Consider the following 19,136-nt stretch of genomic DNA (forward strand, 5'->3'; position numbering starts at 1 on the left):
CCGCGCCCTCCACCCCCTTCACGGCGTTGCCCCCGGTCCAGACGGGGGCGTGGCGCCGCCGGGTCCGGGCGCAACCGGTACGGGCAGACCGGCCCAGGACAGCAGGACCAGCACCTCCCCCAGGCGGCGCAAATCGGCGGCGGGGCGCACGGTGGCGTACTGGACCAGACCGTAATCGCCCCGGAAGGTCTCCACCACGGTGCCCACCACCAGGTAGGGAGGAAACACGCCGCCCAGTCCCGACGTCACCACCTGATCGCCCGGCTCGACCCGGGCATCCCGGGAAAAAAAGCGCATCCTCAAAAGCTCCGTACCAACCTGGCCGTAACAGACTCCGGCGTCCCGGGTGCGGCCCACCATGGTGCCCACCGCACTGCCGGGGTCCGAAAGCAGGGTCACCACCGACTGGTACAACCCGGGGGACGACACCCTGCCCACCAGCCCCTGGGCGGTCATCACCGCCGCGTTTCTGTCTATCCCGGCCCTGGTTCCCTGGTCGATGACCACCCTGCTCAGCCAGTTGTCGGGGTTGCGGCCCACCACCTCCGCTCCCAGCACCCTGCCCGGCACGGGCGGCCGAAACCCCAGCAGGGCTCTCAGCCGTCGGTTTTCCTCCTCCAGCACGGCCAGCCGTCGCTCCAGGTCGCGGGCGCGGGCGGCCTCCCCCTTCAACTTCTCCTGTTCCCGCCTGATTTCGGGGAGAGACACCAGGGTGACCACCGTACCCTTCACCGCATCTGAGGCCCGGGCCACCACTTCCAGCGCCGGACGCAGCCCTTCCCGTACCGCCTGCTCCAGCGCCGTGACCCGCTCCCTCTCGGCGGCCGTGAGGCTGGCCAGGAGCACTACCAGGAAGCCCACCGCGAGGGCGGAAGCGACCCTGGCCACAGCGATCCGCATGATGTCCCTCCCCGGATTACCCCCTGCGAGGGGTCAGGAGCACTTTGCGCAGGGTGTGGATCTCCTCCAGCACCCTGCCTGTCCCGCGGGCCACACACAGGAGGGGGTCATCCGCCAGGTGCACGGGCATTCCCGTTTCTTCCGCCACCAGGCGATCCAGCCCCCTGAGGAGGGAGCCTCCCCCGGTGAGGAATATCCCCCGATCCATGATGTCAGAGGCCAGTTCGGGCGGGGTACGTTCCAGGGTGGTACGGATGGCCTCCAGGATGGCCCCGACGGGCTCGCTCAGCGCCCGCCTGATTTCTTCGGCCGTCACCCGCAGGGTACGGGGCAACCCGGTGACCAGATCCCGTCCCCTCACTTCCAGGTCCTGATCGCCGTAGCCCGGGAACGCCGAACCGATCTGAATCTTGATCTCCTCGGCCGTCCTCTCCCCGACGAGCAGGTTATACGTTCGCTTGATGTAGGACACGATGGCCTCGTCCATCTCATCCCCAGCCACCCGGATGGACCGGCAGGTGACTATGCCACCCAGGGAGATGATGGCCACCTCGGTGGTGCCGCCCCCTACATCCACCACCATGTTCCCGGTGGGCTCCTCCACCGGGAGGCCCGCCCCGATGGCGGCAGCCATGGGTTCTTCGACGAGGTACGCTTCCCGCGCCCCCGCCTGCAGGGTGGCATCCACCACCGCCCTGCGCTCCACCTCGGTCACCCCGCTGGGCACCGCCACCACCACGCGGGGGCGCACCAGCCCGCGGTTGGGCAAAGCCTTGTGGATGAAATAGCGGAGCATGGTCATGGTGACGTCGAAGTCGGCGATCACCCCGTCCTTCATGGGGCGGACGGCCACGATATTCCCCGGGGTACGCCCGATCATGCGCTTGGCTTCCTCGCCCACCGCCAGCACGGCCCGGCCGTCGCGCTCCATGGCCACCACGGACGGTTCCTGCAGGACGATTCCCCGGCCCCGCACGTGGACCAGGCTGTTGGCGGTGCCCAGGTCGATCCCCAGGTCGTGCGACAACCATCTGTAGATCGTCGAAAACACACCCTATTCCCCTTTCTCCCACCCCAGCCCCGTCTGGCGCAGGCTTATGTAGCTGTCGTCCGACAGGATGACGTGGTCAAGGACTTCTATTCCCAGCAGCTTCCCCGCCTCGACGAGGCGCTCCGTGACCAGCACGTCGTCCTGACTGGGCCGGGGATCACCGGAGGGGTGATTGTGAGCCAGGGCCACCGCGGCCGCGTTGTGGCGGATGCAGGGCTTGAACACCTCGCGGGGATGGGCGATGGATGAAGTCAGGTCTCCCACCGACACCGTCTCCACCCCCACCACCCGGTTGGAGGCGTCCACCATCACCACCAGCAGGTGCTCCCGGTCGAGGTAGCGCAGCCTGGGCAGCACCAGCGCGGCCAGGTCCTGGGCGTTCCGCACCACGGGACGCGGGCCCACCTCCTCCGCCCACAGGCGCCGGGCCAGCTCCACCGTGGCCAGCACCCTCGCCACCTTGGCAGGTCCCATGCCCTGCCAGCGGGCCAGGTCCTGGGGGGACAGGCACGCCAGCCCGGAAAGGCTGCTCCCGGCCTCCTCCAGCAGCGCGCGCGCCAGACCCAGGGCCGACAATCCCTCGCTTCCGCTTCCCAGGACCACCGCCAGCAGTTCGGACGTCGACAGCACCTCCGCACCGTGCCGCATCAGCTTCTCCCGCGGACGCTCGTCCGGTGGGAGGTCCTTCATGGTGTACCGGTTGTCCAGGGTAGGGCGCTCCTTCCCTCTCTCTCAAGAAACGGAGATTGGGAGCCGCCTCACTCATGGAACCCGGGGCCGCCGCACTCCGCACGTGGGCCCGGCGGCCGCCGTACGCGGTCACCTGCGCCACCAGAGGATGATCCCCACCAGTGCCCCCGCCGCCCCCAGGAGGTTCACCTGCAGGCCGAGACCCAGGGTGAACGATATCACCCGCAGGTCAAAGGAACAAGGTCCCAGGGCCACCCCCCTGCTCCGGGATAGCACCGCCAGGGCAGGGAATGCGGACCCCAGGATATCCCCCACCAGGGTGCCCAGGACCAGACCCGCCAGAAGGAGGATCACCAGGGATACTCCCTCTCTCGTCCTGCGTCGCACCGGCCTTCCCTCCTTCCCCCACCAGGAACGGACACACGCCTACACATTTCGCCACGGACGGCACGATTCCTTTCCCAGGTTGATATGGGATCACATGGTAGTATTGGCTCGTCCTGGTGTTTTATTCTGGGGCGGACGCACAGGTGGGACCCACCCGCGAGGCCAGCCGGGCCCGCAACAGGGACCGGGCCGGACCGATGAGGTAGATGGAGCCGGCTACCACCACCATGTCCTCGGGAGAAGCTGCCGCCAGCCCCCCTTCCAGGGCCGCCGCCAGGTCGGGTTCCACGCGCACCTCCCCGCAGAGGGGACGGGCCAGCTCGGCGATACGTTCCGGATTCCCCGCCCGGGGGCTCACCGGGGAGGTGGCCACCAGCACATCGGCGGCCGGGGCCAGCAGCCCCACCATGGCCTCAGCGTTCTTGTCCCGGAGGATACCGAGCACCATGACCAGCCTCCGCCGGGGGAACATCTCCAGCGCCTCCCGCAGGGCGGCGGCACCATCGGCATTGTGGGCGGCGTCGATGACCACCAGGGGGCGTTCGCCCAGCACCTCGAGCCGGCCCGGCCACCGGCACCCGGCCACCCCTTCCCGCACTGCCCGCTCCGGCAGACCCGGTACCCCCACCTCCAGGGCGGTCACGGCACAGGCCGTGTTGCCCTGCTGGTGGCGACCCGCCAGGGGGACGTGCAGGCCGCAGAACTCGCGAGTGGGGCAGTGGAGGTCCAGTTCCTGGCCCCGCCAGTCACAATACCGTTCCTGCCAGGTGAAATCCTGCCCCGCCACCAGCAGGGGCGCGCCCCTGTCGCGGGCCACCCGCGCGATTACCTCCAGGGCATCGGGGTCGCGGGCTCCGGTGACCACCGGCCGACCGGGCTTGATGATACCGGCCTTCTCGAAGGCGATCTTGGCTACAGTCTGGCCCAGCCGGTCGGTGTGGTCCAGGGCGATGTTGGATATGACGCATGCCAGGGGCTGCGATATCACGTTGGTGGCGTCAAACCTGCCCCCCAGCCCCACTTCCAGGACCGCGTAGTCCACCCGGCGGGCGGCGAAGTAACACATGGCCACCAGGGTTATGAACTCAAATTCGGTGGGATGGTCCATCCCATCCGCCACCACCCTGTCCGCCAGAGGGCGGAGGCGTTTCACCCACGCCCCCACATCCCTCTCCGGGATGCACTGCCCGTCCACCTGAATGCGCTCCCGGAACTCCTCCAGGTAAGGGGAAACGTACATCCCCACCCGGTATCCTGCCGCTGTGAGCACCGACGCAGCCATGGCCGTAACCGACCCCTTGCCGTTGGTGCCGGCCACGTGGATCACCCGCAGGCCTTCCTGTGGGTTCCCCGCCAGTTCGAGCAGCCTGGTGATGCGCTCCAGCCCCAGTCGGGAGCCAAAGCGGCCCAGGCCGCGGATGTACTCCAGGGCTTCCTCGTACTCCATGACCCGGCTCCTCTCCCACCTCCGCCGGCAGGGATGACGGCCGGCCGAGGACGCATCCTGTCCGTCCGGGCCCGATGTCCTGGCCCGGGTGGCCGTGGCCCGTCAACTCTCAAGCAATTGCAGGCGCTCCCTGAGCTTCCGCACCTTTTCGAGGGCCTCCTGGTGCCGGGCCCGCATCTCCTCCACCACCCCCGCGGGGGCCCGCTCCAGGAATCGGGGATGAGCCAGCCGGGCCTCCACCCTCTCCAGTTCGAATTCCACCTGCCTGAGCTGGGTGCGGGTCCGCTCCGCCTCCCTGGATACGTCTACCACGCCCTCCAGGGGTACGAACACCTCCACCCCCCGTACCACCGAGGCCACCGCCCGGGCGGGCCGGCTCTCCCCTGCCCGTGCCAACTCCAGCGGCTCGCTCCAGGACAGCCGGGAAATCATGTCCCGTCCCGCCGCCAGCACCCGTACCGTCTCCGGGTCGGCGTGCGCCACCGCCGTCGCCGGTTGCCCCGGTCCCACCCCCACCTCGGCCCGCAGGTTGCGGATGGCCCGCGTCACCTCCATCCACAGTCCCACCTGCTCCTCGGCTGCCCGGTCCACGAGATCCGGCCTGCTGCCGGGCCAGGGCGCCACCACCAGGGCGGGACCCTCGTGGGGGAGCTGCTGCCAGATCTCCTCCGTGATGAAGGGGACAAATGGGTGCAGGAGCCGCAGGACGCCCTCCAGGACCAGCCACAGCGTGCGCTGGGCGGCCAGGCGCCCCGGCCCGTCTTCCGCCAGGCGGGCCTTGGTCATCTCGATGTACCAGTCGCAGTACTCATCCCAGATGAAGTCGTACAGTGCGCGCGCCGCCTCCCCCAGCTGGAACTCCTCCAGGAGCCCGGCGACCTGGTCGCGCACGCGCGCGTAGCGGCTCAGAATCCAGCGGTCGGCCAGAGCCAGGGGGGCCTGGGCGTCCGGGTCGAAACCCTCCAGGTTCATGAGCACGAAGCGGGCGGCATTCCACAGCTTGTTGCAGAAGTTGCGCGCTCCCTCCACCTTCTCCCAGTAGAACCGGAAGTCGTTGCCCGGGGTGTTGCCCATGATGAGGGAAAGGCGCAGGCTGTCGGCACCGTACTTCTCGATGGCTTCTACGGGATCGACGCCTGTGCCGCGCGACTTGGACATCCTCTCCCCCTCGGCGTCCCGTACCAGCCCATGGAGGAGTACGTAGTGGAAAGGCTTCTTCCCCATGAACTCCAGACCCATGAAAACCATGCGGGCCACCCAGAAAAAGAGGATGTCGTACCCGGTCACCAGCACCGAAGTGGGATAGAAGTACTCCAGCTCGGGGGTGCGCTCGGGCCATCCCAGGGTGGAGAAGGGCCACAGGGCGGACGAGAACCAGGTGTCCAGTACGCTCTCGTCCTGCTCCAGGCGCTCGGAGCCGCAGTGGGAGCACTCCGTGGGGTCGGTCCGCGACACGGTGATCTCGCCGCACTCGTGGCAGTGCCAGGCGGGGATGCGATGGCCCCACCAGATCTGCCGGGAGATGCACCAGTCGCGGATGTTCTCCAGCCAGTTGAGGTACACCCGGGTGAAGCGCTCGGGTACGATGACGATCTCACCCGTCTTCACCCCCTCCATGGCCGGCTCCGCCAGGGGCTTCATGCGCACGAACCACTGCCGGGAGAGGAGGGGCTCCACCACCGTGTCGCACCGGTAGCAGTGCCCCAGGGCCATGGTGTGGGTTTCTTCCTTCTCGATGAGCCCGGCCGCCCGCAGGTCATCCAGGATGGCCCGCCGGCACTCCTCGCGGGTCATGCCCGCATAGCGCCCGGCCTCTTCCGTCATGTTGCCATCGGCGTCGATGACGGCGATGGCCGGCAACCCGTGCCGGGCGGCCACCTCGAAGTCGTCGGCATCGTGGGCCGGGGTGATCTTCACCGCCCCGGTACCGAAGGCGGGGTCCACCGCCCGGTCGGCGATCACCGCCACGGGCCGGTTCACCATGGGCACCACCACGGTCCTGCCCACGGCCTCCCGGTAGCGTTCGTCGTCGGGGTGCACCGCCACCGCCGTGTCCCCCAGGATGGTCTCCGGGCGCGTGGTGGCCACCGTCAGGTATCCGGACCCATCGGCGTAGGGATAGCCGACGTACCAGAGGGTGCCCGCCCGTTCCTCCCGCTCCACCTCCAGGTCCGACAGAGCCGTGCGGCACTCGGGGCACCAGTTCACGATGTACTCCCCCCGGTAAATGAGACCCTTCTCCCACAACCGCACGAATACTTCTCGCACCGCCCGCGAGCAGCCCTCGTCCATGGTGAAGCGCTTACGCGACCAGTCACATGACGCCCCCAGGCGCCTGAGCTGGGAGATGATGGTGGCCTCGTACTCGTCCTTCCACGCCCAGACCCGCTCGAGGAATTTCTCCCGCCCCAGGTCGTGCCGGCTCAGGCCTTCTTTTGCCAGCCGCTTTTCCACTACGTGCTGGGTGGCGATGCCGGCATGGTCGGTCCCCGGCACCCACAGGGCCTCGTAACCCTGCGTCCTCCGCCAGCGGATGAGGATGTCCTGCATGGTGTTGTCCAGAGCGTGCCCGATGTGCAGAGATCCGGTTACGTTAGGCGGCGGTATGACGATGCAGAAGGGCTCCCGCGCCCGGTTCACGCGGGCCCCGAAGTACCGCCCCTCCAGCCAGAACCGGTACCGCTCTGCCTCGACCGCCTTGGGGTCATACACCGGAGGCAATCTCACCTGCATCTGCCCGACCCCCTCCTCTCTTCCTCACCCGGTAGCCGCCTGCGGCCGGGACCCCCCTGCTGCTGGAAGGGGGCGCCGGGCCGGGGGACGCAGGAGGCCCCTCCCGCAAGGACGGGAGGGGCCCGTGGTACCACCTTGCTGCTGCCCGGCCCCGCCTCCCGCCGCCCGAGGCAAGGGCCAACGCGTCGGGCGCTCGCACAGCACTCGCTTCCCGCTAACGGGGGTGTCCGTCCCGGCCTGGAACCCGCCGCTGCCCATCCGGCTTCCGCCCCTATCTGTCGGCGCAAACGGTCACGGGCAGCCTGTCGCGGGTTTGGCCGGACACCTCGGGGGCGACCTTCGGACTTCCCGCGCCGGGGGACCTCACAGCCCAGGGTCCCCCTCTCTGGGGGCGGGAGGACGTCCTACTCCTCCCCTTCATCGCTTTGCCGCCATTATATCTTCCCGCCCCCGCCCGCGCAAGCAGCGAGCAACCGCCAGGCCGGCGGCCCGGTCGCGAGAGACCTCCATCAGAAGGAGATCGCGAAATCCCCGCTCCCGCCGGGCTCCGGCCCGCAGGATGCCGCGCACCCGGAAGCCGCACTTGCGGTAGCAGCGAACGGCGCGGGCATTGTCAGCGTAAACGCGCAGGTACAGGCGCAGGAGTCGGGTGGTGGAGAATATGTAGCCGAGGTAGGTGCAGAGGGCATCCGCCCCCATCCCCTGACCCCAGAAGTCCTTCTCGCCGATGCACATGTGCAACTCGGCTTCCCGGAGCCGCCACGATACGTCGCGCAGGGCCAGGTAGCCGATCAGCCGGCCGGAGCGAGTATTGATGGCCATGCAGAGCCGCTCCGACTGCGGGGGAGGAAAGTCCCATGGCCCCCCTCCCGTACCCATCAACCGGGCCGTTTCCGGATCCCGCATCCATAAACCTACCGTCTGGCGGTGATCGTCCCTGAGGGGTTCCAGCACGACTTTGCGCCCCGGCCAGACCCGGCCTCCTCCGCGCACAGACAGCCCCCCCGCGCCCCGGTACTCAGAGCCATCCTATTCGACGCGGGCAGGGTTAACCCTTTATGTAAATCAATCCAACTCTCGGCCACCCCAAACCCCCAGCCGCCCAAAAACCTCTCATGATCCGGGTTGCTTTCTAATGCGCAGCCCTAGCATCTCGCTGGTGTGGCGGTCAAGCCGCTCTTGGTGAGCGGCCAACCTCTCCTCAATCCTGGCCAGCGCATCCAGGACCAACTGGCGCCCGTCGAACAGACCTCTGATCCTGTCAATGATTTCTGACTCCATGCGGACTTCCAGCTTCGTCATGCGCTCCTCCAGGCGCTCCTGCCCCCTCCGCAGCTCCTCCTGGCCTCGCCGCAGTTCGTCCTGCCCCTGCCACAGTTGACGCTGCCCGTTCCGCAGCTCCCCCTGGCCTCGCCGCAGCTCGTCCTGCCCCTCTTGGAGGGTGAACACGGTTCGGCAGAGGTTTTCCTGCCCCTGGAGTAACGTCTCAATTCCTTCCACAATCCTCTGCAGCAACTGCTCCAACCCCAGAGCCTCCCTCCACCAACTTGTCCACCCGGATTATACCATGAGGCAGCCTCTGTGGAAAGAGATTCCTTGGAGAAATTTGGCGAGAGTTGCTACTCCTTGTCGAAGAGATGCAACGGCTGCCCCCGGGTCATGCGGACCGCCTGGCTCCAACACTTCCCTCCGGGTGGCAGAGCGCTCAGGACACGGGGGCCTAGGCCAGCATGCGTCTTTCCACGAGAAGGCCGCTGGCCAGGTGACTCATTCCCAGGCGGAACAGGGCCACGTCCAGAATGCCGTTGACCAGCTCCTCATAGGTCCATCCCTCGGCCGCCGCCGCCCGGGGCAGGTCGGAAAAACGCGGAGCCAGTCCCGGCAGGGGGTTGATCTCCAACACCCGGGGACGGCCGGCCGCATCCAGGCGCAGGTCCACCCGGGCCACGTCCCGGCAACGCAGGGCACGGAAAGCGCGTCGGGCAAGGTCCACCAGTTCCGCCGCCAACCGTTCATCCACCGGGGCGGGACACAGGTAATAGCGGTCCTCGTCCCAGTGTTCCTTGAAATGGCGCGAGTAGACCGCCCCATGCTCGGGAGGCACCGGGTCGAAGTTGATCTCCATGAGGGGGAAGGCGTGCAGGAACCGGTTGCCAACCAGGCCCACGGTGAACTCCCGCCCGGGCAGAAACTCCTCCACCAGGGCCTCCTGCCGGTAGAGGTCCCGCACCAGGTCCACCTGGCGCACCAGGTCAGTTTCCCCGTACACCACCGATCCCGGCCCCACCCCCATGCTGGAACCCTCGTGGGCCGGCTTCACGAAGAGGGGAAAACGCAGGCCACTTACGTCAATCTCCTCACCGGGGGCGACCAGATGAAAGGCGGGCGTGGGAACGCCACACTCCCTGAGCACCACCTTGGCGAGGGGTTTGTCCAGGCACAGGGCCAGGGACAGTACCCCCGACCCCGCGTAGGGGATGCCCAGCATCTCCAGCAGGGCGGGCACGTGGGATTCGCGGCTCTCCCCTCTCAAGCCCTCCGCCAGGTTGAACACCACCTGGGGGTTCTCCTCGCGGATGCGTTCGGGCAGGAACTCGTCCGCTTCCAGGAACACCACCTGGTGTCCGCCCTGGCGGAGGGCATCCGCCACCGCCATCACGGTGGCAGGCGAATCGTACTCGGCCTGGGCGTCCGGAGGTTCATCATCCTCGGGCTCACGGGCCTTCCTCAGGTTGAAGGTGAGACCTATGCGCGCCATCTCTTCCCTTTCCCCTTGCGCGTCCCGCCGCAAAAGATAAGGAACCAGAACATGACGTCCCGGCTCCTTTCATCCCTTCCCTGAACCCGCGAGCCGCAGCGGGATCGCGTCTGTGTGCTTTTCGCCCCCGATTATACCATGGTCTCCCCTGCCGTCAACGGCCTAGCGGTCGGCGCTGCGACGCCTATCCACCGGCGGCTCACCCATGGGAAGCGGCACGTACTGGACCGAGGGCCTCCTTTGCGCGGGCTGCGGGTAGAGCTCCATCAACTGGTATACCTCCGCAGGCAGCTCCATGCAGGCCGGCAGGCCGAGGGCCTGCAACGTTTCGCACGTGATGGGGTAGTCGTGGGTCCACCTGCCGTCCGTGAAGATCTCCGCCAGCTCTTCCGCCCGCTCGCGGTCCATCTTGTCCAGGAGGATATCCACCACTGCCTCCCTGGTCTGGGCGAGGGCCTTGCGGGAGATGTCGGCCAGGATGAGGGTGCGGTCGTCGGCCCTTTCCCTCCCCTTCTGCTCCACGGCAGCCAGGATGGATACCGCAGGGTACTGCCCCACCTGGGGGTCCACCGGGCCCAGCACGGCGTTGGGATCCATCAGGATCTCGTCCGCGGCCAGGGCCAGCAAAGTACCGCCCGACATGGCGTAGTGGGGGACCATCACCGTCACCCTGGCGGGATGGCGGCTGAGGGCGCGGGCAATCTGCTCCGCCGCCAGCACCAACCCTCCCGGAGTGTGCAGGATGAGGTCGATGGGCATATCCGGCGGAGTCAGCCGGACGGCCCGCAACACCTGCTCGGAGTCCTCGATGTCGATGTAGCGGGCCAGGGGAATGCCCAGGAAGCTCACCGCCTCCTGACGGTGAATGAGGGAAATCACCCGTGACCTGCGTTTCTGCTGCAGGCGGTACATGATCTGGGTGCGCAGGAGATCCAGGCGTCGCCTGGACATCACGGGCAGGAGCAGGCCCCATACCAGGAAGAGTATCCAGATCAGGTTGCCCCACATGGCATCCACGATTGCTAGCCTCCCCGTTGCCAAGCTTTCGTACCAAATATACCACGAACTGGCCCGGCGTCTGTCCCGCCCCGCGAGTTTCCCCCGGTCAAAGGTGGCTGCCGGGATGCATGTTAGAGAAATCACATTCCCGCCTCCTGTCACCTCGGGGAGAGACTCCACCCGCCCGGACGAGAACAGCGCAAACACCGGCGGCCGTCCGGGAAAGGCTGCACCAGCGGAGCTTGTGTCACTTTGTGCAATAAAGGTGCAATCAAGCGACAAGGCAATTGCTGTCACCATTTTGTATCATTTTAGCGGGTAAGTGAAACCGTGCACGAACTTGCACTGGTCGAGGAAATTCTCGGGGCCTGCCAGACGGCGGCAGCTAGCCACCGCGTGCAGCGCGTGACTGCAGTCCACCTCACCGTGGGGGAGCTGGCGGCCTGCCCGGATGCCCTGCGCTTTGCCTGGGAGGCCTGCCGGGGTCGCTTCCGTCTGCTGGAGACAGCCCGGCTGGAGATCCAGGAAGTACCTGCCCGGTGGGCGTGCCCCCACTGCGGAGGCGATTACGGAGAGCCACTGGCCCGCTGCCCGCAGTGTGGCACCGGCACCCCCCGGCTGCAAGAAGGCCTGGAGCTGCGCGTCGACTACCTGGAAGGCGACGACCGGGAAGGTGGGCGGCGGGGGACGATCGCCGGGACGCAACCGTGCCCGTCGTCCGGGGGATCGGGAGGTGGTTCAGGGTGAAGGTGATCCTGGCCAGGGACCTGCGGGCGGCCAGTGAACGGGTGGCGGAAGCCAACCGGGCCCGGTTCCGCCAGCAGGGGGTGCTGGCCGTCAACGTCATGGGATCGCCCGGGGCGGGGAAGACGGCACTGCTGGAAGCCACTCTGCCCCGCCTGCATCCGCGCTATGGCTGCACGGTGGTGGAGGGCGACATCGCCACCGCCCGGGACGGCGAGCGCATCGCCGCCCTGGGCGTGCCGGTGGTGCAGCTCAACACCGGGGGTGCCTGCCACCTGGATCCCGCCATGGTGGCCCGCGCCCTGGAGGAGCTGCCGGGGGGCGGGCGCCTGCTCTTCGTAGAGAACGTGGGCAACCTGGTGTGCCCGGCCGAGGTAGACATCGGCACTGATCGCACCGTGGTGGTGTTCTCGGTCACCGAGGGACCCGACAAGCCCGAGAAGTACCCGCTGGCCTTCTCGAAGGCGGACGCGGTGGTGCTGAGCAAGGTGGACCTCCTCCCCCACCTGGACCTGGCGCGGGAGGATTTCCTCAAGGTACTCCATCGCTGCGCGCCCGCCGCGGCGGTGTTCCCCCTTTCCACCCGTACGGACGAAGGCATCGACGCCTGGTGTGCCTGGATGGAAGCTCAGGTAGCAACGCAACATACGGATCCCCCTGGGGAGGGATAAGGGATGGCTGTAGCCGAGTCGACGCTTAGCGGACCCAAGACCCGCGAGGTGCTGCCCGAGGAAACCCGCAGCCGCTTCTTTCCCGCGCAAGTGGAGGACATCTCGGGCCAGTCCATCTGGGCCTGCATGCAGTGCGGGACCTGCACCGGTTCCTGCCAGCTCGCGCAGGAGATGGACCACACCCCGCGCCGGATCATGGAGATGGTGCGCACCGGGCTCAGGGAGCAGGTGCTGACCAGCCGGGCCATCTGGTACTGCGCCTCCTGCCACTCCTGCACGGTGCGCTGCCCGCGGGGCATCCAGGTGACCCGGGTGATGATCACCCTCAAGTCGCTGGCCCTGCGCGCCGGGCACGTAAGCCCGCGGGACGACGCCCCCGCCTTCTACGAGAGCTTCCTGCGGGTATTGCGGCTGTTCGGGCGCATGCATGAGCCCACCCTGGTGACCGCCTATGCCTTGCGCACCCGGCCCACGCGGGTGCTCGGCATGATGCCCATGGCCCTGGGGCTGATGCGCCGGGGACGCATGGCCCCCCTCCCCGACCGCGCTCCCGGCCTGGCCGAGCTGCGGCGGCTCATGGCGGCGGTGGAGAGGGTGCGCGACTCCGAGAGCGCCGGCGCCCGCGAGGTGGGCATCCGGGTGGAACAGGCGCCCCGGGCGCGCGGCGAAGAGGTGATGGCCCGGTGAACGGCGTGCCCGACGTCCCGGTGCACCGCCCGTCTGACCGCGCGGCCAACCGCCTGCCTGAGGGCCAGGTGAACCGGCTGCGCTACGCCTTCTACCCCGGCTGCACCGCCCACGCCTCCGCCCGGGACTACACCCGTTCCACCTATGCCACCTTCCGGGCCCTGGGCATCGAGTTGGAGGAGGTGCCGGGCTGGTCGTGCTGCGGCTCCACGGCGGTGTCCAACGTAGATCCCCTGCTGGGCATGGCCCTCTCGGCCCGTAACCTGGCCCTGGCGGAGTCAACCGGCCTGGACCTGGCGGTGACCTGCAACGCCTGCTACGCCAACCTGGCCCCCACCCTGGAGGCCTACCGGGAAGAACGGCGCGTCCGCGACCGCCTGCAGCGGGTGCTGGACGCGGTCGATCGCCACCTGGAAGCCGAAAGAGAGGTCAAGCACGGTGTCCACATCCTGACGCACGACCTGGGGCTGGACCAGGTGGAGGAGCGGGTGCGCCGGCCCCTGGACGGGGTCAAGGCCGTGCCCTACTACGGCTGCCTGCTCTCCCGCCCCCGCAACCCCTACGAGGACCCCGAGAACCCCACCTCCCTGGACGAGCTGCTCGCCAGTCTGGGGGCGGAGGTGCTCCCCTTCGAGCGCAAGACCAAGTGCTGCGGTGGCTCCTTCATGAACACCAAGGAGGAAGTCGCCCTGCGCCTGACGTTTGAGATCCTGGAGGAGGCCCGCGAGCGGGGCGCCCACCTCATCGTGTGCGCCTGCGCCATGTGCCAGCTCAACCTGGACGCCTATCGGGGCAAGCTGCGGGCCCGGTACGGTACGTATCACGACACACCCGTGCTCTACTTCACCCAGGCGGTGGGCCTGGCCCTTGGTCTAGGGTGCAGGGACCTGGCCATCGGCCAGAGCTTTGTGCCGGCCGACCGCCTACTCGGCCTGCGATGAACCCCGGCTCAGGTAAAGGAGGTGGCAATTTGGCCAGGATAGGTGTTTACGTCTGTCACTGTGGCACCAACATCGCCGGCACCGTCGATGTGGCGGCGGTGCGGGACTTCGCCGCCGCCCTGCCCGGGGTGGTGGTGGCCCGCGACTACCAGTACATGTGCTCCGACCCGGGCCAGGACCTCATGCGCAAGGACATCACCCAGATGGGCCTGGACCGGGTCGTGGTGGCCTCCTGCTCCCCGCGCATGCACGAACCCACCTTCCGGCGGGCCCTGGAAGGCGCGGGACTGAACGGTTACCTGCTGGAGATGGCCAACATCCGCGAGCACGTCTCCTGGGTCACCGCCGGCGTGGCGGCCGCCACCCGCAAGGCGAAGGCCCTGGTGGCCGGGGCGGTGCGCCGGGTGGCCCTGCACCAGCCCCTGGAGGAGCGGTACGCCGACGTAACCCCGCAGGCGCTGGTGGTGGGAGGCGGCATCGCCGGCATAGAAGCGGCCCTGAAGATCGCCGACGGCGGCTTCCGCGTCCACCTGGTGGAGAAGGAACCCTCCATCGGCGGCCAGATGGCCAAGCTGGACAAGACCTTCCCCACCCTGGACTGCTCGGCCTGCATCCTCACCCCCAAGATGGTGGCGGTGGCCCAGCACCCCAACATCGTGCTGCACACCTACTCGGAAGTGGAACGGGTGGACGGGTTCGTGGGCAACTTCCGGGTCACCATCCGCCACAAGGCCCGCTCCGTAGATATGCAAAAGTGCACGGGATGCGGCACCTGCTGGTCCAAGTGCCCGTACACCGCCCCCAGCGAGTTCGACGAGGGCCTGGGCAAGCGCAAGCTCATCTACATCCCCTTCCCCCAGGCCGTCCCCAACAAGCCCGTCATCGACCGGGAGCGGTGCGTGAAGTTCCGGAGCGGAAAGTGCGGTGCCTGCCAGAAGCTCTGCCCCACCGGGGCCATCGACTTCACCCAGCAGGACGAGCTGGTGGAAGAGAGCTTCGGAGCCATCATCGTGGCAACGGGTTACTCGCTGCTCGACCCCGGCCGCGGCCCCTGGGGGTACGGCCGCTACCCCAACGTGCTCACCGCCCTCCAGCTCGAGCGCATGATCAACGCCTCCGGGCCCACGGGCGGGCACGTGCAAGTGCAGGACGGCGGCACCCCGCGGGCGGTGGCCATCCTGCACTGCATCGGCAGCCGCGACCAGAACTACCACGAGTACTGCTCCAACGTGTGCTGCATGTACAGCCTGAAGCTGGCCCACCTGGTGAAGGAGAAAACCGGTGCGGAAGTCTACAACTTCTACATCGACATCCGCGCCTTCGGTAAGGCCTACGAGGAGTTCTACAACCGGGTGCAGAACGAGGGCGTCTACTTCATCCGGGGCAAGGGGGCCGAGGTGGGCAGCCGGGACGGCCGCCTGCTGGTGCGCTGCGAGGATACCCTGCTCGGGAAGTACCGCGAGGTCCCCGTGGACATGGTGGTGCTCTCCCCGGCCATGGAGGCCCGGCCGGACGCCAGTCACCTGAGCCAGGTCTTCGGCATCCAGCGTTCCGCGGACGGCTTCTTCCTGGAGGCCCACGCCAAGCTCGAACCCCTCAAAACGGCCACCGACGGCGTGTTCATCGCCGGCGCCTGCCAGGGCCCCAAGGACATCCCGTACAGCGTGGCCCAGGGGGCGGGAGCGGCGGCCGAGGTGCTCCGCCTGCTCTCCGCCGGGCGGGTGACCATCTCCCCGGTGGTGGCCCAGGTGGCCGCCGAGATCTGCTCCGGGTGCCGCGCCTGCCTGCCCATCTGCCCGTACAACGCCGTCTCGTATGACGAGGTGACCAAAGTGGCACGGGTCAACGAGGCCCTCTGCAAGGGATGCGGTACCTGCGTGGCCGCCTGCCCCTCCGGGGCCCTGTCGGTGAGCCACTTCCGCACGCCCCAGGTGCTGGCTCAGATCGAGGAGGTGCTGGCGGTATGAACCAGGACTTCGAACCCAAGATCCTGGGATTCTTTTGCAACTGGTGCTCCTACGCGGGGGCCGACCTGGCTGGCGTTTCCCGCCTGAAGTACCCCGCCAACCTGCGCATCGTGCGCGTGATGTGCTCGGGCCGCGTCGAGCCCACCATGGTGCTCAAGGCCTTCGCCTGCGGCGCCGACGGGGTTTTGATCTCCGGCTGCCACCCCGGTGACTGCCACTACCAGCAGGGTAACTACAAGACCCTGCGGCGCGTGCCCCTCCTGGAACGCACCCTGGCCCAGTTCGGCATCCACCCCGCCCGCTTCCGCCTCACCTGGATCTCCGCCAACGAGGGCCAGAAGCTGGTGCAGGTGGTCACCGAAATGGTCGAGGAGATTAAGAAGCTGGGCCCCTTCCCCGGTACCCGGGCCCGCTTCCCCGAACTCGCACCTCACCTGTCCGGCGCCACCGTCATACCCGGCGGCGCCATCCCCGCTCCGGGCGGTGCCACCACCACCGTGGGCGTTCCCGGGGCAACTCTGGTGGCAGGAGGTGAGACCCATGACTGACACCGCGCATGGCCTGGGTGCCGGCGGACCCGCCGCGGGCAGCCCCGGCGCAGGGGCTGAAGATGAGGCCGTGCAGGCGAGGGGCAAGCTGAAGCTCGCCTTCTTCTGGGCGGCGGCCTGCGGCGGCTGCGACGTGGCCGTGCTGGACATTCACGAGAAGATCCTGGACGTGGCCGCCCTGGCCGACATCTACCTCTGGCCGGTGGCCATGGACTTCAAGTACAAAGACGTGGAGGCCCTCCCCGACCGCTTCCTGGACGTGGCCTTCTACAACGGCGCCGTGCGCAACTCCGAGCAGGAGCACATGGCCCACCTGCTCCGCCGCAAGGCGAAGACGCTGGTCGCCTTCGGCTCCTGCGCCTGCTTCGGGGGCATCCCCTCTTTGGCCAACCTCTTCGACCGGGAGGAGATCCTGGACTGGGTTTACGGGGGCACCTTCTCCACCGAGAACCCGGCCGGGGTACGCCCCCAGCCCCGCTTCACCGCCCCCGAGGGGGAGCTAACCCTCCCCGAGTTCTACGCCGGTGCCTACCGCCTGCAGGACTTCGTCCCCGTGGACTACTTCCTCCCCGGCTGCCCGCCCACCCCGGAGTGGATTCTCAAGGCGGTGGAGGCCATCGCCTCGGGCAACCTGCCCCCGCGCGGTGCGGTGCTGGCCCTGGACAAGACGGTGTGCGACACCTGCCCGCGGGAGAAGACCGACAAGAAGGTGAAGGAGTTCCACCGCCACTACGAGATCATCCCCGACCCCGAGCGCTGCCTGCTGGAGCAGGGGCTGATCTGTATGGGCCCGGCCACCCGGGGCGGCTGCGGGGCCCTCTGCCCGAGCGCCAACATGCCCTGCCGGGGCTGCTACGGCCCCACCCGCGAGGTGGTGGACCAGGGGGCCAAGATGCTGTCTGCGGTGGCCTCCATCCTGGACTCGGACGACGAGGAGGAGATCCGCCTGGCCCTGGCCCGCATCGAGGACCCCGCCGGCACCTTCTGGCGCTTTGGCATGGCCGCCTCCCTGCTGGGAGGCCGCGCCTTCGACGCCGGCTCCGCCCCACCTGACCGCGCCGCCAGCGCCACCCCGCCCGCCGGCGCTGGGGCCACCCCGCCCACCCGCGCCGGCGCGGACGTCGCCGCCCGAGGGGGGAAGAAGTAGATGCGCATCACCATAGATCCCGTCACCAGGCTGGAGGGGCACGCCAAGATCGAGATCTTCCTCGACGACGCGGGGGAAGTGGAGAACGCCTACTTCCAGGTGCCCGAACTGCGGGGCTTCGAGCAGTTCTGCCAGGGCCGGCCGGCTGAGGAGATGCCCCTCATCACCCCCCGCATCTGCGGCGTCTGCCCCGGCGCCCACCACATGGCCTCCGCCAAGGCCTGCGACGGCGTCTTCGGGGTGGAGCCTCCCCCGGCGGGAAAGAAGCTGCGGGAGCTGTTCTACTCGGCCCACTTCATCCACTCCCACATCGCCCACTTCTTTGCCCTGGCGGCACCCGACTTCCTCCCCGGGCCCGGCGCCGACCCCGCCCAGCGCAACATCCTGGGGCTGGTAGCCAGGGTGGGCCTGGAGATCGGGGGAGAGGTGATAAAGCACCGCGCTTACGCCCAGAAGATCCAGGCCCTGCTGGGGGGAAAGGCCACCCACCCCGCCTGCGGGGTGCCCGGGGGCATGTCCAAACCCATCGGCGAAGAGGAGCGCTCCCAGATCGAGGAGATGGCCCGCTCCTGCGTGGCCTTCGCCGGGCAGTCGCTGCGCATCTTCGACCAGGTGGTGCTTTCCAATCCCGCCTACGTGGACCTGATCCGGAGTGACCCCTACACCATGCCCACCTACTACATGGGCCTGGTGGACGGGGCCGGGCGGGTGAGCTTCTACGACGGCAAGATCCGGGTGGTCGATCCCGAGGGCGGGGAGCTATGCACCTTCGCCCCCGCGGAGTACCTCGACCACATCGCCGAGCGGGTGGAGCCCTGGTCCTACCTGAAGTTCCCCTACCTGAAGAAGGTGGGGTGGAAGGGGTACGTGGAGGGCAAGGGCAACGGCCTCTACCGGGTGGCGCCCCTGGCCCGGCTCAACGCCGCCACCGGTATGGCCACCCCGCTGGCCCAGGCCGAGTACGAGCGGCTTTATGACGTCCTGGGGGGAAAGCCCGTCCACCACACCCTGGCCAACCACTGGGCCCGGCTCATCGAGTTGCTCTACGCCGCCGAGCGGCTGCTGGAGCTGGCCACCGACCCCGAGATCACCAGTCCCCAGGTGCGGGTGATCCCCGAGCGCATCGCCGGCGAGGGGGTGGGGGTGGTGGAAGCGCCGCGGGGCACCCTCTTCCACCACTACCGCACCGACGAGCGCGGGCGCATCACGGCGGCCAACCTCATCGTAGCCACGGTGAACAACCACGCCGCCATCTGCATGTCGGTGAAGAAGGCCGCCCAGGGGGTCATCCACGGGGGTAAGGTGGACCAGGGCATCCTCAACCGGGTGGAGATGGCCTTCCGCGCCTACGACCCCTGCTTCGGCTGCGCCACCCACACCCTGCCGGGACAGATGCCCATGGAGGTGACCATCCGCGACCGCAGTGGGCAAATCTTCGAAGTGCTCAGGCGCTGACCGCCGGGCAG

The 19,136-nt window shown here is 68.3% G+C and carries 18 protein-coding genes; 8 read left to right on the forward strand and 10 right to left on the reverse strand.

All coding sequences use genetic code 11. The features are described 5' to 3' along the window. Nucleotides 1-18: 18 nt before the first annotated feature. From mreC to QME70_06065, 10 genes are all read right to left on the reverse strand, one after another. Entirely contained in the window at nt 19-900 is an 882-nt protein-coding gene (gene mreC, locus QME70_06020) for a rod shape-determining protein MreC (GenBank protein ID MDI6894148.1), read from the reverse strand. Nucleotides 901-916: 16 nt separating this feature from the next. Beyond that, nucleotides 917-1,951 carry a rod shape-determining protein gene (locus QME70_06025; protein ID MDI6894149.1) on the reverse strand — a complete coding sequence of 345 codons (1,035 nt, stop codon included), beginning with the start codon at nt 1,949-1,951 and terminating at the stop codon, nt 917-919. Between the two features lie 3 nt (nt 1,952-1,954). Next, nucleotides 1,955-2,659, reverse strand: coding sequence for a DNA repair protein RadC (gene radC / locus QME70_06030; GenBank protein MDI6894150.1), 705 nt, complete (start codon nt 2,657-2,659; stop codon nt 1,955-1,957). Between the two features lie 111 nt (nt 2,660-2,770). Continuing rightward, the gene (locus tag QME70_06035) at nt 2,771-3,028 is read right to left on the reverse strand and encodes a DUF4321 domain-containing protein (protein MDI6894151.1); all 258 of its coding nucleotides are present in this window, start codon (nt 3,026-3,028) and stop codon (nt 2,771-2,773) included. 121 nt (nt 3,029-3,149) lie between these two features. Next, nucleotides 3,150-4,475 (reverse strand): folylpolyglutamate synthase/dihydrofolate synthase family protein, encoded by a 1,326-nt coding sequence (locus QME70_06040; GenBank protein ID MDI6894152.1) that lies wholly within the window; start codon nt 4,473-4,475, stop codon nt 3,150-3,152. A 102-nt stretch (nt 4,476-4,577) separates the two neighbouring features. Next, nucleotides 4,578-7,208, reverse strand: a complete 2,631-nt coding sequence (locus QME70_06045) for a valine--tRNA ligase (protein ID MDI6894153.1) — start codon at nt 7,206-7,208, stop codon at nt 4,578-4,580. Nucleotides 7,209-7,625: 417 nt separating this feature from the next. After that, nucleotides 7,626-8,162 (reverse strand): GNAT family N-acetyltransferase, encoded by a 537-nt coding sequence (locus tag QME70_06050; GenBank protein MDI6894154.1) that lies wholly within the window; start codon nt 8,160-8,162, stop codon nt 7,626-7,628. A 159-nt stretch (nt 8,163-8,321) separates the two neighbouring features. Further along, nucleotides 8,322-8,732 carry a hypothetical protein gene (locus QME70_06055; protein ID MDI6894155.1) on the reverse strand — a complete coding sequence of 137 codons (411 nt, stop codon included), beginning with the start codon at nt 8,730-8,732 and terminating at the stop codon, nt 8,322-8,324. 196 nt (nt 8,733-8,928) lie between these two features. Next, entirely contained in the window at nt 8,929-9,966 is a 1,038-nt protein-coding gene (locus QME70_06060; protein ID MDI6894156.1) for a D-alanine--D-alanine ligase, read from the reverse strand. Between the two features lie 162 nt (nt 9,967-10,128). Next, a complete protein-coding gene (locus QME70_06065; GenBank protein ID MDI6894157.1) occupies nt 10,129-10,974 on the reverse strand; it encodes an ATP-dependent Clp protease proteolytic subunit in 846 nt (281 codons plus the stop codon). A gap of 321 nt (nt 10,975-11,295) precedes the next feature. Here QME70_06065 and QME70_06070 point away from each other — a divergent pair, with 321 nt between their 5' ends. The 8 genes from QME70_06070 to QME70_06105 are packed head-to-tail and all read left to right on the forward strand — an operon-like array spanning nt 11,296 to nt 19,125. Next, nucleotides 11,296-11,712, forward strand: a complete 417-nt coding sequence (locus tag QME70_06070; GenBank protein MDI6894158.1) for a hydrogenase maturation nickel metallochaperone HypA — start codon at nt 11,296-11,298, stop codon at nt 11,710-11,712. Next, nucleotides 11,709-12,380 (forward strand): hydrogenase nickel incorporation protein HypB, encoded by a 672-nt coding sequence (hypB, locus tag QME70_06075; protein ID MDI6894159.1) that lies wholly within the window; start codon nt 11,709-11,711, stop codon nt 12,378-12,380. Before QME70_06070 ends, hypB begins: the two co-directional genes overlap by 4 nt. 3 nt (nt 12,381-12,383) lie before the next feature. After that, a complete protein-coding gene (locus QME70_06080) occupies nt 12,384-13,067 on the forward strand; it encodes a 4Fe-4S dicluster domain-containing protein (GenBank protein ID MDI6894160.1) in 684 nt (227 codons plus the stop codon). Continuing rightward, entirely contained in the window at nt 13,064-14,008 is a 945-nt protein-coding gene (locus tag QME70_06085; protein ID MDI6894161.1) for a CoB--CoM heterodisulfide reductase iron-sulfur subunit B family protein, read from the forward strand. The genes QME70_06080 and QME70_06085 overlap by 4 nt, the downstream gene beginning before the upstream one ends. A 29-nt stretch (nt 14,009-14,037) precedes the next feature. Next, complete coding sequence (locus QME70_06090; protein MDI6894162.1) at nt 14,038-15,975, forward strand: CoB--CoM heterodisulfide reductase iron-sulfur subunit A family protein; 1,938 nt, start codon at nt 14,038-14,040, stop codon at nt 15,973-15,975. Further along, entirely contained in the window at nt 15,972-16,523 is a 552-nt protein-coding gene (locus QME70_06095; GenBank protein ID MDI6894163.1) for a hydrogenase iron-sulfur subunit, read from the forward strand. Before QME70_06090 ends, QME70_06095 begins: the two co-directional genes overlap by 4 nt. Next, a complete protein-coding gene (locus QME70_06100) occupies nt 16,516-17,670 on the forward strand; it encodes an oxidoreductase (protein MDI6894164.1) in 1,155 nt (384 codons plus the stop codon). The genes QME70_06095 and QME70_06100 overlap by 8 nt, the downstream gene beginning before the upstream one ends. Next, on the forward strand, nt 17,671-19,125 hold the full coding sequence (locus tag QME70_06105) for a Ni/Fe hydrogenase subunit alpha (protein ID MDI6894165.1): 1,455 nt from the start codon (nt 17,671-17,673) through the stop codon (nt 19,123-19,125). It abuts the gene before it with no gap. Nucleotides 19,126-19,136 lie beyond the last annotated feature (11 nt).

This window comes from Bacillota bacterium (genome assembly GCA_030019365.1).
Taxonomy (GTDB): domain Bacteria; phylum Bacillota; class Sulfobacillia; order JACIYH01; family JACIYH01; genus JACIYH01.

Bases quoted from the DNA above. Each gene is read 5' to 3' on its own strand.
- mreC (MDI6894148.1), bottom strand. From the start codon at position 900: ATGCGGATCGCTGTGGCCAGGGTCGCTTCCGCCCTCGCGGTGGGCTTC.
- QME70_06040 (MDI6894152.1), bottom strand. From the start codon at position 4,475: ATGGAGTACGAGGAAGCCCTGGAGTACATCCGCGGCCTGGGCCGCTTT.
- QME70_06045 (MDI6894153.1), bottom strand. From the start codon at position 7,208: ATGCAGGTGAGATTGCCTCCGGTGTATGACCCCAAGGCGGTCGAGGCA.
- QME70_06060 (MDI6894156.1), bottom strand. From the start codon at position 9,966: ATGGCGCGCATAGGTCTCACCTTCAACCTGAGGAAGGCCCGTGAGCCC.
- QME70_06065 (MDI6894157.1), bottom strand. From the start codon at position 10,974: ATGTGGGGCAACCTGATCTGGATACTCTTCCTGGTATGGGGCCTGCTC.
- QME70_06080 (MDI6894160.1), top strand. From the start codon at position 12,384: ATGGCTGTAGCCGAGTCGACGCTTAGCGGACCCAAGACCCGCGAGGTG.
- QME70_06095 (MDI6894163.1), top strand. From the start codon at position 15,972: ATGAACCAGGACTTCGAACCCAAGATCCTGGGATTCTTTTGCAACTGG.
- QME70_06100 (MDI6894164.1), top strand. From the start codon at position 16,516: ATGACTGACACCGCGCATGGCCTGGGTGCCGGCGGACCCGCCGCGGGC.
- QME70_06105 (MDI6894165.1), top strand. From the start codon at position 17,671: ATGCGCATCACCATAGATCCCGTCACCAGGCTGGAGGGGCACGCCAAG.